This is a genomic window from Vreelandella sp. DA03-1M, from assembly GCF_055725665.1.
On record NZ_CM146798.1, the window covers coordinates 1,173,453 to 1,187,165 of the forward strand.

16 protein-coding genes, 1 pseudogene and 1 riboswitch are annotated in these 13,713 nt (G+C 50.2%); of the genes and pseudogenes, 8 read left to right on the plus strand and 9 right to left on the minus strand.

Annotated features, from left to right (window positions below; all coding sequences use genetic code 11):
- Positions 1-2 precede the first annotated feature (2 nt).
- Positions 3-155 (minus strand): annotated as a pseudogene (locus tag ACXUPB_RS05405) (type II toxin-antitoxin system YoeB family toxin); the annotation flags it as partial.
- A gap of 314 nt (positions 156-469) precedes the next feature.
- Between ACXUPB_RS05405 and ACXUPB_RS05410 the strand changes: the two are divergent.
- Complete coding sequence (locus tag ACXUPB_RS05410; protein WP_336273156.1) at positions 470-1,075, plus strand: outer membrane beta-barrel protein; 606 nt, start codon at positions 470-472, stop codon at positions 1,073-1,075.
- A gap of 178 nt (positions 1,076-1,253) precedes the next feature.
- Here ACXUPB_RS05410 and ACXUPB_RS05415 read toward each other — a convergent pair whose 3' ends face one another.
- Positions 1,254-2,282, minus strand: coding sequence for an NADP-dependent oxidoreductase (locus tag ACXUPB_RS05415; RefSeq protein ID WP_336273157.1), 1,029 nt, complete (start codon positions 2,280-2,282; stop codon positions 1,254-1,256).
- A 107-nt stretch (positions 2,283-2,389) separates the two neighbouring features.
- On the opposite strand from ACXUPB_RS05415, the gene ACXUPB_RS05420 reads away from it, so the two are divergent.
- The 5 genes from ACXUPB_RS05420 (at position 2,390) to ACXUPB_RS05440 (ending at position 7,617) form a co-directional block, all read left to right on the plus strand.
- Complete coding sequence (locus tag ACXUPB_RS05420) at positions 2,390-3,274, plus strand: LysR family transcriptional regulator (RefSeq protein ID WP_336273158.1); 885 nt, start codon at positions 2,390-2,392, stop codon at positions 3,272-3,274.
- Positions 3,275-3,517: 243 nt separating this feature from the next.
- A riboswitch (TPP riboswitch) is annotated at positions 3,518-3,673 on the minus strand.
- A 205-nt stretch (positions 3,674-3,878) separates the two neighbouring features.
- Entirely contained in the window at positions 3,879-4,376 is a 498-nt protein-coding gene (locus ACXUPB_RS05425; protein ID WP_336273159.1) for a hypothetical protein, read from the plus strand.
- A 130-nt stretch (positions 4,377-4,506) separates the two neighbouring features.
- Positions 4,507-5,943, plus strand: coding sequence for an SEFIR domain-containing protein (locus tag ACXUPB_RS05430; RefSeq protein WP_336273160.1), 1,437 nt, complete (start codon positions 4,507-4,509; stop codon positions 5,941-5,943).
- Between the two features lie 82 nt (positions 5,944-6,025).
- Positions 6,026-6,715, plus strand: coding sequence for a hypothetical protein (locus ACXUPB_RS05435; protein ID WP_336273161.1), 690 nt, complete (start codon positions 6,026-6,028; stop codon positions 6,713-6,715).
- Positions 6,715-7,617, plus strand: a complete 903-nt coding sequence (locus tag ACXUPB_RS05440) for a hypothetical protein (RefSeq protein WP_336273162.1) — start codon at positions 6,715-6,717, stop codon at positions 7,615-7,617. Before ACXUPB_RS05435 ends, ACXUPB_RS05440 begins: the two co-directional genes overlap by 1 nt.
- A 76-nt stretch (positions 7,618-7,693) precedes the next feature.
- Here the strand turns inward: ACXUPB_RS05440 and ACXUPB_RS05445 are convergent, their stop codons facing one another.
- The 6 genes from ACXUPB_RS05445 to ACXUPB_RS05470 all read right to left on the minus strand — a co-directional run bounded on the left by ACXUPB_RS05445 (position 7,694) and on the right by ACXUPB_RS05470 (position 11,278).
- A complete protein-coding gene (locus tag ACXUPB_RS05445; RefSeq protein WP_472955791.1) occupies positions 7,694-7,948 on the minus strand; it encodes a Txe/YoeB family addiction module toxin in 255 nt (84 codons plus the stop codon).
- Complete coding sequence (locus tag ACXUPB_RS05450; RefSeq protein ID WP_022520613.1) at positions 7,945-8,196, minus strand: type II toxin-antitoxin system Phd/YefM family antitoxin; 252 nt, start codon at positions 8,194-8,196, stop codon at positions 7,945-7,947. The genes ACXUPB_RS05445 and ACXUPB_RS05450 overlap by 4 nt, the downstream gene beginning before the upstream one ends.
- A gap of 183 nt (positions 8,197-8,379) precedes the next feature.
- Positions 8,380-9,051 carry an MFS transporter permease gene (locus ACXUPB_RS05455; RefSeq protein WP_472955794.1) on the minus strand — a complete coding sequence of 224 codons (672 nt, stop codon included), beginning with the start codon at positions 9,049-9,051 and terminating at the stop codon, positions 8,380-8,382.
- The gene (locus ACXUPB_RS05460) at positions 9,048-9,995 is read right to left on the minus strand and encodes an aldo/keto reductase (RefSeq protein WP_472955795.1); all 948 of its coding nucleotides are present in this window, start codon (positions 9,993-9,995) and stop codon (positions 9,048-9,050) included. Before ACXUPB_RS05460 ends, ACXUPB_RS05455 begins: the two co-directional genes overlap by 4 nt.
- Positions 9,992-10,405: a hypothetical protein gene (locus tag ACXUPB_RS05465; RefSeq protein ID WP_472955797.1), complete on the minus strand. Its 414-nt coding sequence runs from the start codon at positions 10,403-10,405 to the stop codon at positions 9,992-9,994. Before ACXUPB_RS05465 ends, ACXUPB_RS05460 begins: the two co-directional genes overlap by 4 nt.
- A gap of 51 nt (positions 10,406-10,456) precedes the next feature.
- Entirely contained in the window at positions 10,457-11,278 is an 822-nt protein-coding gene (locus tag ACXUPB_RS05470; RefSeq protein ID WP_472955800.1) for an aldo/keto reductase, read from the minus strand.
- A 232-nt stretch (positions 11,279-11,510) separates the two neighbouring features.
- On the opposite strand from ACXUPB_RS05470, the gene ACXUPB_RS05475 reads away from it, so the two are divergent.
- Together ACXUPB_RS05475 and ACXUPB_RS05480 are read left to right on the plus strand one after the other, a co-directional pair.
- Positions 11,511-11,732, plus strand: coding sequence for a VF530 family protein (locus tag ACXUPB_RS05475; protein ID WP_035559405.1), 222 nt, complete (start codon positions 11,511-11,513; stop codon positions 11,730-11,732).
- A 185-nt stretch (positions 11,733-11,917) separates the two neighbouring features.
- A complete protein-coding gene (locus ACXUPB_RS05480; protein WP_336268669.1) occupies positions 11,918-12,088 on the plus strand; it encodes a hypothetical protein in 171 nt (56 codons plus the stop codon).
- Positions 12,089-12,135: 47 nt separating this feature from the next.
- Here the strand turns inward: ACXUPB_RS05480 and modF are convergent, their stop codons facing one another.
- Positions 12,136-13,653, minus strand: a complete 1,518-nt coding sequence (modF, locus tag ACXUPB_RS05485; protein ID WP_472955802.1) for a molybdate ABC transporter ATP-binding protein ModF — start codon at positions 13,651-13,653, stop codon at positions 12,136-12,138.
- Between the last annotated feature and the right edge of the window lie 60 nt (positions 13,654-13,713).

Consider the following 13,713-nt stretch of genomic DNA (forward strand, 5'->3'; position numbering starts at 1 on the left):
AAGTAGTGATACCGAAGCTGGGCGATAAGCAAAGCGTCATCCGTGACTTTGTAAACCATTCGGTGTTCTTCGTTGATTCGGCTAATTACCTTTTTGTCGGTTTTCTGCCAGTACAAATAGTCTTCCCAGGCGCTCTCGGAGAAGATCAGCTTCAGTCAAGAAGTTCCTTTTCCTGACCACCTCTATGCTTCAGTTCGGCAACACTGCAATGCTCACAATATTGATGAACCGTTTTCAGCGCTGAGTCGATGACCGAAGTGCCTCTACCTTCCCGGTACAGGCACTTTTCTGCTACAAAAAATTACCTTTCGTAACCCCCTCCTTCCTTGTTGTCGAACAGTGTTTTGCCTATGTTTGATACGTGTGAATTAAACGACTATCACATTGCGTGAATCACGGCAGGATAGCCTTTCAATACCATGACGATTCATAGAATCGTTCACAGCAAGTCGTCACAAGGAGAACACACGTGAAACTCAGAACCCTACTTACCGCCTCGTTTGCCTCTACCGCTCTGCTCGCCGCGGCACCGTCGGCATTCGCCGCACCCAATGCTGATGGACTCTATTTGGGTATCGGTACCGGCTTCAGCTCGCTGGAGAACGACGACGATGAAGTCGGCGATTTCATCTCTGATGGCGCCGAAGACTTTGATCTGGACGATGAAGAAGACAATAGCTTTAAAGGTTTCGTCGGCTACGAATTCAATCCTTACTTCGCTACCGAAATCTTCTATGCCGATCTTGGTCGTACGCGCCTGAGGGGTAACAGTGACGCCAATACCGATTTGGAATCCGACGCCTATGGGGCGAGTCTGGTCGGTCAATTGCCCATCACCTCCTGGTTTACCGCCTTCGCCAAGGCCGGTGTGGCCAAGTGGCAAACCGACGTCGACGGTAACCTTGGCGGGGCTAGCGTTGATCTTGAAGATCAGGACGGCACCGATCCAGTCTACGGTGTTGGCGCGCAGTTCAACTTCGACCCCTTCTTGGTCCGTGCCGAATACGAGCGCTACGACTTCGACAGCGACTATAAGATCGACTCCTTTACCGCTTCAGCTGGTTTCCGCTTCTAACCGTCAATTTGTTTTGCCATGTGCGATATCAGCGCCGGGGCGAGCCCCGGCGCTGCCGTTTTATCTCGCGCAACCCTCGCATACTGCTAGGTGGCACGCCGCCAGCGTTGCTAAGGCGCTGATGATCATGGGTGAATGGTCTTCACAGACCTGCTCCCTGGATTTTGCTAGATTGGTTCTAGCGGCCGTAGTGCCTAACGACAAGCACGACCTTACCTTGAACACTGCCTTGCATAGCTCTCTGATGCGCAGCCGATGCTTCTGCCAACGAATAGGTACTGTCGATCACGACCCGAATGGTAAGGTCGTCAAGCAAGCGACCGGCCTGTGCCAGCAGCATTCCGTTTGAGTGCACCTGTAGTGAGGAAACCGTAATCCCTAGCCTGTCCGCTTCATCCCTGGCAGAAAAGCCCAAGGGGTTGACCAGAAAGAGTGAGCCGCCTGGTTTAATAATGCTGAGGAAGCGTTCCATGTTCGGGCCACCCACAGCGTCAAGCACCAGATCCACATCATGTGCGACCGTTTCGGCGGCTACCTTGGTGTAATCAATGAAGTCGTCAGCGCCCAGCTCGCGAAGCAGCTCTTTATGCTTGCCTGAGGCAACCGCGATCACACGTGCCCCTTTCCATTTGGCGACTTGAACCGCTACATGCCCCACGCCACCGCCAGCCCCATTGATCAAGACGGTCTTGCCTTCGAGCGGTAGAGGCACATGCCGGAATGCCTGGAATGGGTTGAGTCGGTCATGACCAGGGTCAACCAGAAATTGCCAGGCAGTAAGCAGTGACATTGGGGCACCTGCTGCCTCGACATGAGAAATGCCCTTTGGCTTCAACGCTAGTTGGCTTTCAGGAACGCTGACATATTCGGCATAGGCGCCGCTGCCCGTCATCAGGTCTTCGGGGAAACGCACCATTGCAAAGACGTGGTCACCTACGCTGACCTTGGAAACCTCGTCGCCTACGGCAGCAACGACCCCCGACACATCAGTGCCTAATATCAGCGGAAAGTTGGGGCTAGGCTGCCATTCTGGCGGTAGCGCACGATAGCCGTCGCGCAGGTAAAGGTCTGGTGGGTTAAGACTTGCCGCATGCACTTGGATAAGCACTTCACCGGCTTGTACTTCGGGGCGAGGCGTATCTTCGTAAAGCAAAACCTCTGGGCCACCGAAACTATGCAGTTGCACTGCTTTCATCATCTCGTTCATCACAACCTCACTAAAGAATAGTCACATGACAAATAGTAAGGAGGTTCCTTGCCGTTGATAATGGTGCGTAGATTCGTTTTAATAGTTCCATGAAGGAACAAATCGGATTGGAACGCCTCACGGGGCTTATTGCATTTGCTCGCGCCGGCTCTTTAGGCAGCTACACTGCTGCGGCGCGCTCGCTGTCTGTTTCGCCCTCTGCAATCAGTAAAAGCATCCAGCGGTTGGAGCGTCACTTCGGCGTCTCTCTTTTCACGCGTACGACACGCTCGCTGTCTTTCACGGCCGAGGGCCGTGACTTGCATGGACGTGTGCTAGAGCTACTGCGCCAAGCAGAAGAGATAGAACAGGTGGTGAAGTCTGCTCGTTCCGAGCCCGCGGGCACGTTACGAATTGCGACATCACTTCCACTGGGTCTGCACCTGATTGCTCCTGCTATTACGGATTTTCGAACACGCTACCCAAAGGTAACGATCGACCTGCGGCTGAGCGACCACTTCGTCGGTATGGTTGAAGAGAGCATTGATCTTGCAGTGCGGATCGGTGACCTTGCGGATTCGTCACTTTTGTCCAGGCGACTCTCACCTTACAGGCTCTCTTGCTACGCTTCGCCAGACTACCTGGCTAGGTATGGTGCTCCCGAGCATCCAGATGAACTGGTGGGGCACGAAACGATCAATTTGCGCTACCAAAGTACGGGGCAAATGTTTCGCTGGCCGTTCCGGATCGGCGAGAAGGAGGTCGAGATAGTGCCATCTTCCCCTGTCATCGTGGATTCAAGCGAAGCCGTCATAGCTGCTATGACAGCGGGTGCAGGCATTGGGATGGCTGCCAGTTTCATGGCTGCCCCGCGGGTTAGGCGAAAGGAACTGGTACCAATCCTGCCCGACTTCGATGTAGAGCGGCATAATATCGTTGCGCTATGGCCACAGAGTCGTCGCACCAACCCCGCTGTACGCGCCTTCATCGATATGTTGATCGAAAGGCTTTGAATACCTAACACTTGATACACACAAACCGCTGGAATCAGCGAACAGCAGTTTTGCCTCGCTTTCGTCAGCGTTTCAGTGCTTCGCAACAGTCCAGCATCGTGCTCAACATAGGCGCGCCAATCTTGCTGGCAGGCGGTAGTGAGATCGGTAAAGCGGTAGCCCATGATGCCTCCGGTGGTAATGATCCGGAGAGCAGGCGAAAAAGATCGAGGGAATGGCACGGAAGGGTGGTGAGAAGGTGCGCCGTGGCCATCGCTTGATCCCTACGCCGGTACCCGCGCCGCTCTTTATAGGAGCAGCACATTAGCCGGATCAGGTTCAGCGGGACCAGCGCTCGGTAGCCAAAAGCTCACCCTGCGCCATCTCAGCCGGATATCACCGGCACCCCGTCAAGCTGTTCGTTGGTGGAGTGTAGGAGGCGGGTGGGGGAGATGCAAGGGGAACGCACAAGCACACGAATTTTGGGTATGCTGCCAAAATTTGCTTTGCTACAAGAAGAATCAATGGGGTAGAGTCGATTGGGTAGCTGCAAAACCTCAATCAATGTGCCATCGCGTTTATTGAGGTTTTGCAGCGGGGAGTAGAATCACTGTTAGGCATATTTATGACTGAGCTGGGCGAGACGCTGCTCCAACTGACGGAGCTGAGATATAGACGGCTGCCGGAGCTAATGGAGCGACTTCAATCAGGCGACGATTACCTCGCTGGAGTCCTTCAGTGCCACTTATTCGTGGAAAGCCTTTTAGAAGATTTGATTCGGTTATGTCTTGGACGACACGCCGAAGCCGTTCTTTCTGTCCAACTGACCTTCAAACAGAAAGTTGCGGTAGTCGGCAAGCTAGAACTGGAGCCAGGCTGGATGTTGGTAGAGCAAGAAGCTATTGGCTCTTTGAGAAAATTGAACTCGCTACGTAACAAATTGGCACATCGCTACGGTCATGAGCTATCAGAAGATGATATTCGAGGACTTTTCGTAGGATGCGAAACCACGCTCGGGTACGGCGATGTATTGGATGCAGGAATAAAAATCGGCATCAGTCGATACGCCGCTTTTATATTCGGCAGCTTGTTGCCTAAGTATGAGCGCATCGAGGATGCCTAACAGGTCGCTGCAGTTGACCATCCAAATCGCTGGCGCGCTTTGGCCGGCAACTGAGCTTGGGCGTTATGCGCAATCAAGTTCAAAGCCCTTTACTTAGAATTAGAGTTTGTAATTAAGGATCTATGAATATATGGAAAGCCCTAAATTATTTATTTCATATAGCTGGTCTAATGCAACGCATGAGCAGTGGGTAATTGATTTGGCCAACGAGCTGACCGAATCAGGTGTTCATGTAATTCTTGATAAATGGGATCTTAAAGAAGGGCATGATGCCGTTGCGTTCATGGAGAAAATGGTTACAGATCCACAGATAACTAAGGTGGCTATGATATGCGACGAGGTATATGCATCAAGGGCTGACGGGCGATCCGGCGGTGTAGGTACAGAAACACAAATCATCTCTCGTGAAGTATATGAAAATCAAGAGCAAGGAAAGTTTGTAGCCATAATTCCTGAGAGAAATGCGCAGGGTAAGGCATATCTTCCTACATACTACAAATCGAGAATATATATCGATTTAAGTGAGCCCGATAATTATGCAGATAATTTTGAAAAATTGCTGCGTTGGATATATGACAAACCTCTTCATGCCAGGCCAGAAATAGGTAAACGGCCATCCTTTCTTGATGAGCCAGATGGAATATCTTTAGGAACTTCGGCAGCGCACAAAAGGGCTGTATCGGCTATCAAAGAGAAGAAATCGTTCGCTTCAGGGGCGCTTGATGAGTATTTGTCAACTTTTTCTAGTAATCTTGAAAAATTTAGAATCACTGAAAAGGAAGGCGAGTTTGACGATCAGGTTGTTGATAGCATAGAAAAGTTTATTCCCTACAGAAATGAACTGATTAACTTATTTGTCACTCTCGCACAGTATGCGCCGGAAGAAGAAAATATCCGCAAAGTGCACCGCTTTTTCGAATCTTTGATTCCATATATGAGCAGGCCGGAAAATGTTAACAGCTGGAGTGAGTGGGATTTTGATAATTTTAAATTCATAGTTCACGAACTTTTCTTATATGTAGTTGCAATATTCATCAAGTTTGAAAGATTTGGTGAAATTAATTTTTTGTTGGCGCAGCAGTACTACGTAGCTGGTAGAACCGATTATGGCAAGGACGTAATGGTTGGCTATGAGGTTTTCCGAGAATACTTGCGTTCATTAGAACATAGAAATAATAGATTAGAACTAAGGCGTCTATCTGTTCATGCAGACCTTCTTGAGCAGCGCAGTAAGCATTCAGGAATAGAATTTCGTTACCTTATGCAGGCCGATTTCGTACTGTTTATGCGTGCAGAAATAATGCGATCCGACTTTTATTCTCATTGGTTTCCTGACACATTGCTGTATGTAGGTCGATTTCATAGTGCGTTTGAAATATTTGCGAGATCGTCATCAAAGTCATACTTTGAAAAAGTTAAGTGCGTCCTATGTATAGATAAGCCATCAGATCTAAAAGAATTAATGGAAGCCTACAAGACAGATCGCCAACGGCTACCAAGGTGGCAGTTTGAGTCATTTAGTCCGGCTTTACTAATTGGCTACGATCAATTAGCAACCAAGGCATAACAAGTTGCCGCACTCGGAAAAATTACTCGCTGCGCACCTAATTTTCCGGTGAGCAAGGCGTTAAATCGAAAAAAGGATAGTAATGACATTGGCAGAATTTGAAGCTCTCGCGTCCTCAAAGCTCGAAAAGAACGACGAGGAATCACGCGAGGCTTTTCTTCGCTTACTTAATGATGGCTTATTGGTTTCTATCATAAATAATATGATGAAAAGTCAATCTCAACTTCATGAAGTGGCAAATAGATCGTATTGGCATAAGAACGGTTTTTTAAAAGTACTATTGCTGGATAAGCGACCAAAGTATTCTATTAGGTTACACATTTGGCCTGACTCTCCACTACAGGAAGGTGATGTGCATAACCATCCATGGAATATGTCTGGCTTAGTTCTAACTGGCTCGTACGAATGGCCAATCTATACCTTTGAGCAGGTCAAAGAAATAACAAAATTCGCATTGTATAAATGCCGATATTTGGAGGATTATTCTGGGTACTCATTCCACAGAGTTGGTAGTGTAATATTAAAGGAAGTGAAAAATTCAATTATGCAGGAAGGTGAGTTTTTTCAATTTCCGAAGGAGAAATACCATAGCGCTAAAAAAGAGAATTCTGATCCTGCGGATTCAATTATAATAACTGGCACATCAGAATCTTTGACTGCAGATGTCGTATCGAGTCGAGAAATATCTTGTGATAAAATCATGTATAATGCTCCCGTAAAAAGCTCATTTCTGAGAGAAAAATTATCTGCTTTTATGGGCAGGAATAGCTAATGGTTATTAAAGATATAATAAAAAGCCCCGCAAAGATCAGGTTGTATTTCATCACTTTGGCTGCATTTCTTGCGTTATTGATAATTGCAAATTATTATCTACTGCCTAAAGCTTTCGTTTATTTTGGCGGTGTCTACGAAGGAGCAGTTCTTTCATTTTTTAATAATATGATTGCTCTTCTGGGGTCAAGTTTGCTTGCTTCCGGTTTCTTTTGGTTTGTAACTCCTAGTGGCCTCGATAGCAGTGATGTTAATGTCATTGCACCTCATGACGTTAAAAACATATTAAATTCTATGCTAGATAAAACTGAAAGATTTTATTATTATGGTCATACTGCTAGGTGGAACAGAGCTGTTGCCTTTCCAAAAATTCTAGAAACTGCCAACGACTCTAGGACTACAAAGTATATTGAAGCACTAATCATAGATCCGGACTCTGAAGATGCCTGTAAATTTTATGCTTCGTTTGGACATGCAAATAGAGTTAAAGGACGAAATATAAGGTCGGTCAGGGACGTGAGGCTTGAACTACTTACCACAACCTTGGTCTGCTTAAGAATTAATAGTTCACCATTTATCAATTTTGAGCTGTCGGTCACAAATAAAGTTGCCATTTCCAGATTAGATATCTCAGATAGTGCTCTGATTATGACAAAGCCGTATCCTGGTGATCCTGCACTCCATTTTCCGAAAGATACATTTTTTTATGCTTCCTATAAGGAAGAGTTTAATATAGCTAAACAGCAAGGCAGAAAAATTAATATGGAAGCCTCAAAAATTGATATCAGTAGTGAAAATATCAAGGAAATATTATTTGAGGCGGGATTTGACGTGAGTTATTTTGATGTTGATTTTGAGAGAGATCTTCTTCATGCGTTAAACAATATCGAAAAGCCATATTGATTTAACAAGACGCTGTTGTCGGACAATTTTTACACCGCCTTGCGGCTCCAAAACTGCCGCAAAGCTCCACGTTAAATCAGTAGTGATAACGCAGCTGAGCAATAAGCAAAGCGTCATCCGTAACTTTGTAAACCATACGGTGTTCTTCGTTGATTCGCCGAGACCAATAACCGGCGAGGCTGTGTTTGAGAGGCTCTGGTTTACCGACACCTTCAAACGGCTCTCGCTTGGTTTCTTTGATTAGCTTGTTAATTCGGCCAAGAATCTTCTTATCGGTTTTCTGCCAGTACAGATAGTCTTCCCAGGCGTTCTCAGAGAAGATCAGTTTCATTCAAGAAGTTCCTTTTCTTGACCACCACCTTGTTCCAACTCGGCAACGGACTCCAGCAAACGGCGAGCGTTCTTAGGTGCGCGCAGGAGATAGGCTGTCTCTTGCAGTGCCTCATAGTCTTCGAGAGAGATCATTACCACGGATTGCGCCTTGCTTCGGGTGATGATCATAGGTGAGTGGTCTTCACAGACCTGCTCCATAGTTTTTGCTAGATTGGTTCTAGCGGCCGTGTAGCTGATGGCATCCATAAGGTAGCTCCTGTACGGGATGTTGTTAATGTACAGAATATCGTACGTTATGAGTTTTGACAATCGCCTGCACAGCGTTCGGTTTTCCGCCGCTTAAAACCAGCGGCTGAGCCCAGGCGTTAGGGGTTAAATTGTCGATAAACCAGAGCCTTGCATACGTTCATTATCTAAGATGCTGCGGCGTTATCGCTTGGCCTTGATGGATTTCCAAACAAGCCCAACCAGCACAATCGCCAGTACGGCGAACAGCACAGCGGCGCCCGTCAAACCCAGCACCTGCAAGGTCAGGCCTGAAACTACCAGCCAGAGCGCTGGAATGATGACGGCGATCCATAGGGAGAAACCCCGAAGCATGATAAGCACCATGCCCAGCGTGGTAACCGCCGAGGGGTCGGCATGAATGCCGAATACTTCTGCCTGGTACCAGGAGCCGCCGCTTAGCGGTGCCATCAGCGGCATTATTATCAGGCCGAAGAGGGTGATGGCTATGCCTATCGCAACCGGTGGGTTTGTTGCGCGTGGCGCGTTATCTGTTCCCCATCCCGTTAGCGCTATCACTACCAGCAATACGGCCTGGGCGATAAAAGCGTAGCCAATATAGCCCCCGGCCCAGTTGAGTTCTGCATAGCGCTGAATGAAAAAAGCGACGGCGACGAAGGCCCAGAGCGGGGCGGGGAGCAGGCAGGCGAGTCGCGGGCGGTGTTTCAGTGCCAGCACAAGGGTGGCGGCGCCCAACGCCATGGTCAGCAAATGCAGCGGCCAGAAGGTTTCGCCCATGCGCTCCAGCAGGCGAAAGTAAACCTCCGCCGTGAAGGGAATAAAGTCCTGCAGTTGGTAGCTTGTCCACACGTTCATAGCGACTCGATATAGGCGGCCATCCGCTGCCGGGCATCGGCCGAGGGCATGGGGGTGTGGCCAGCGCGCATGTTCTCGCGCAGGTGCTCGACCTGGGTGGTGGCGGGTATCGCGCAAGTGATCGCCGGGTGGCTGACGATAAACTTCAGCAGGAAGTCCGCCCAGGTTGTGCAGCCGCATTCCTCATTGGCCCACTCGGGCAACGGCGCGTTACGGCGCTTGAGGTTCTTGATCAGGCTGCCGCCATCGTAAGGCCGATTGGCGATCACGCCGATGCCCCGTTCTTCTGCCAAGGGGAGTAGCCGGTTTTCGGCCTCGCGGTGGGTGATGTTGTAGGTGAGCTGAACGAAGTCGATATCCTCTGACGTCATGATCTGCTCGATCTCGCTGTGGCGTCGCCCGTGCGAGGTAGTAATGCCGATATGGCGGATGATGCCTTCGGCCTTCATCTCCTGCAGCGCTGCCAAGTGCTCGCGCCAGTCGGTCAGATTGTGTACCTGCACCAGATCGAAGTGCACCACCTTCCAGCGCTCTTTAAGCTCCGCCACCTGCTCGCGGGCTGAACCACCGGCGGGGCTCCAGACCTTCTCGGCGGAAAACAGGCTCTCGGGCGTGCCGAGCTGCTGCAGGGTATAGCCCACCACATCCGGCGCCGAGCCATACATGGGCGAAGAGTCGATCAGGCCACCGCCATGCTCGAAAAATGCCTTGACCACCTCGGTGCGGGCATCGAGCAACGCTGGGTCGTTGCCGACATTGAACGTTCGCCAGGTGCCCATGCCAATCACGGGCAGCTTTTTGTCCGTGCTCGCAAAGGTTTTCTGGCGCATCCCGCCCGTGTTGGCAAGAAGCGGCACGGTTGGCAGCATCATGGCGGTCAGCGTGGCGCCGATGAGCGTAAGGCTTTGTCGGCGCGTGATGCGATGTTTGATGTGAGGGGTCATAGCGGTCGCTCCTTCCGATGTTTTTGAACCGGCAGGGTGGAGGCCAACACCAGCACAAAGCAGGTCAGCACAAACACCTTATTCACAAACCAGTTGGTGCGCCAGATCGACCATTCGGGGTCGGCGAGAAAACGCACGAACAAAGTGCTGATGATGAGGATTTCAATCACGGACATGCCCACCGCCAAGGCACGCGTATAGCGAGGCTGCTTTAGCAGCGCCCCGCCGAGCCAGATGTGCGCCAGGGGCCATAGATCCCAATAGATATACGTCGCCCATGGCTCGCCGTAGGCCAGCGCGTAACCCACGGGAAACAGGTATTTGATGAACAGCGTCCACGCCGCGAGGATAAACAGCAGGTGGGCGAGAAAGCTGATCCACCCATTGGGTTGTGGGGCGGGCAGTGACATGACAGTGCTCCTGTCCTAGTCCGTTAATCCTAGTCCGTTAATAGCTCGGCCTCACACCATCTGCAAAGAGTGCTTGCGCGTTGGCGGTGGGTAGGCGGCGTCGATCTGTGCCAGATCATCGTCGTCGAGTCTGACCTTATCAGCATCAACGTTCTGTTTGAGGTGCTCCAGATTTACGGCTTTGGGAATAGCGATCACGCCGGGGTGGCGCAGTGCCCAGGCGAGGGCGACTTGCGCGGGGGTGGCGCTGTGTTTGTCGGCGATGCGTTGCAGGGCGGCGTCATGCAGTAGCGCGCCGCCTTGCCCGATCGGGCAATAGGCCATGAGCGGCATGTTGTGTTGTGCTTGCCAGGGTAGCAGGTCGTATTCAATGCCCCGTGCTTCAGGGTTGTAGAGCACCTGATTGGTGGCGCAAGCGGGCGCGTCGAGCTCTGCTAAGTCGTCAATGTCAAAGTTCGACACGCCCCAACGCAGGATCTTGCCCTGCTCACGTAGCCGCTCAAACGCTTCCACGGTTTCGCTCAGCGGGTACTGGCCGCGCCAGTGCAGTAGGTAGAGATCGATCGTATCGGTGCCCAATCGGCGCAGGCTGCGCTCGCAGGCGGCTTGAACACCCTGGGTGCTGGCGTTGTGCGGGTAGACCTTGCTGACCAGATACACCTCATTGCGCCGGCCCAGGATCGCTTGACCAACGACTTCTTCAGAACCGCCCTCGGCATACATCTCTGCAGTATCGATCAGCGTCATGCCCAGATCCAGCCCTTCACGCAGCGCCCTGACCTCAGCCTGCCGTTGCCCGGCATCCTCGCCCATGTGCCAAGTGCCTTGGCCAATACGGGGTACGCTGTCTCCGCCTAGTTCAATCGTCTGCATATTGCCCTCTCTATAGTATTAGGCATCAATGTGGCTCCCCAAGGTTCAAATATCGCTTCAGAAAAATGACGTTGGAGGTACGCTTTTACCGTCTGATGCGTAAAATCAATGCATGGCAGGCGCAGTCGACTTCCATTCCGGCTGCGCTTTCTTAAGCTCCTCTGGTAATCTAAGTTATTGGTAGCCTAGCAGTAATTGATAAGGCTTTGACAATGACACTGGGAATGACTTGATGAACCATCCGCAACCTAATAACCCTTTGCATGGTTTAAGCCTCGAAACGATATTAACTCGCTTGTTCGAGCGTTACGGCTGGGCTGGCTTATACGAAGAAATCAACATCAACTGCTTCTACAGTGATCCTTCCATCAAATCCTCGTTGAAATTTTTACGTAAAACACAATGGGCGAGAGATAAAGTTGAAGCGCTGTATATTAAGACGTTTGCCGATTAATGCGGCAATATTGATCCATGAGAAGAAATCGAGGACTCCGCGTTTTCAGCGAAATTGTAAAAGGCTGAAGGAGGTTACGGTCATGTGGAATAAGACACTATAAATCGCGCGATCCAAACCAAGCACAGTCCGTAGTTGAAGGGGTGCTTGGCGAATCAATTGTCGTTATTTAGCGGGTAAATGTCATGTCGAAGAAAGTAGTCATGTTTGAGTACGAGAAAGAAACCAAAAACAGCGTTCGTTACAAGGAAGTGCCTGATGAAGGAACCGCACCTATCGTGGGCACTCTGTATGTACAGAAATGGTTTGCTGGCGATAGCAAAACGATTGAAGTAACGATAGACAAAAAAGACTAGCTGTCTGGCCACATTTACTATCGTTACAGTGTTAATTGTTTGAAAAATTAGTGGTTCTTCTTCAACGCCAAATAATGCTCGATGCCTGAGATCTGATCTTCCGCGTGGTGGTTAACGTAGAGCACGGTGGTTTCTGAGCCCTGACAGATTTTTTCGATCAGGGCCAGGACGAGTTGGCGGTTGATGTCGTCCAGGCCAAGGCAAGGTTCATCTAGAATCAGCAGGGGCGGATGTTTGACCATGGCGCGGGCAATGAGCAGTAGGCGCTGGTCGCCGTAAGAGAGCTTGTTAAACGGCTGATCGGCGCGGTCTTGCATACCCAGTAGTGCGAGCCATTGGTCGGCAATTTTTTTCTGGCTGTCGGTGGACTTGGTGTACATACCGATGCTGTCGTAGAAGCCGGAAATAATCACGTTTTTGCAGCTGGTGCTCACCCGATATTCCCACTGCAGGTTAGTGGAGACATAGCCGATAAACTGTTTAACCTGCCAGATGCTTTCGCCATTACCGCGCTGGAAGCCAAATACGAAAATATCGTTGGTATAGCACTGCGGATGATCGCCGGTGATCAACGATAAAACGCAGGTTTTGCCGCTACCGTTAGGGCCGCTCAGTTGCCAATGTTGGCCACGTTCTATCGTCCAATCCAGCTTATCGACAATCACCGTGTCGCCGTATTGGATGGTCGCTTGGGTTAGTTTGACTAATGGCTGGCTCGGGTCGAGAGCGGGTAGCTTATGGGTGGGGTCGGCCTCCGGCACGCTTAGGTCGGTGGTTTTTAAATGCAGTAATTGGTAAAGCTCGTTGAAGGCGGCGTCGTCCTGACGGTCGACCGTGAGCTTCAGGCGGCCTTTGTCTCCTCGCTGTTTATCCGAACGGTCTTTATCCCCACGCTCTTTATCCTCACGTTCTTTATCTAAATAGGCCACATGGGTGATGAAGTCCGGCATTTCATCAAAGCGGTTCAGCACCATGACCATGGGAACGGTGTCGATGAGTGAGGCTAGGTGTGCTTGCAGCATGGCGAGGGTGTCGACATCCAAACCATCGAACGGCTCGTCTAAAATAAGTAAATCAGGCTGGTTGGCCAGTGCGCGAATCAGCATGACTTTACGGGTTTCGCCGGTGGAAAGTTTGCGAAACGCACGATCGAGCAGTTTGCTTAGGCCAAATTTTTCGACCAGGGATTGGGCAAGTTCAGTGTCTTGGCAGTGGTCGAAAATCATTTCACTGACGGGTGTGCCGAGTGAAATGACGTCCATAATGTCGGCGTCGTCTTTCTTCAACTCTTGGGCGATGAGCTCCGCCTGGACTTCAAAAGAGACGATTTCCACGTTGTTGGGAAGGCCTTGAATGCTCCCACTCTGGATGTCGCCAATGCCCGCAAGGGCAGCCGCTAGTGCGGATTTACCCGCGCCATTGGGACCAGTGATAACCCAGTGTTGTTCTGGTGTAATGGTCCAATCAATCTCGCTTAGCGTGAAACGATCATCAAAGCTGACCGTCGCTTTTAATAGGCGGATAGGGTTTTGGTGAATATCGTCTAGGTGGGTTAACGAATCCATTACTCTCTTCCTTACGCTGTTCTAGGAACAAAAAAGCCGAGCATATCGTGATGATATCTC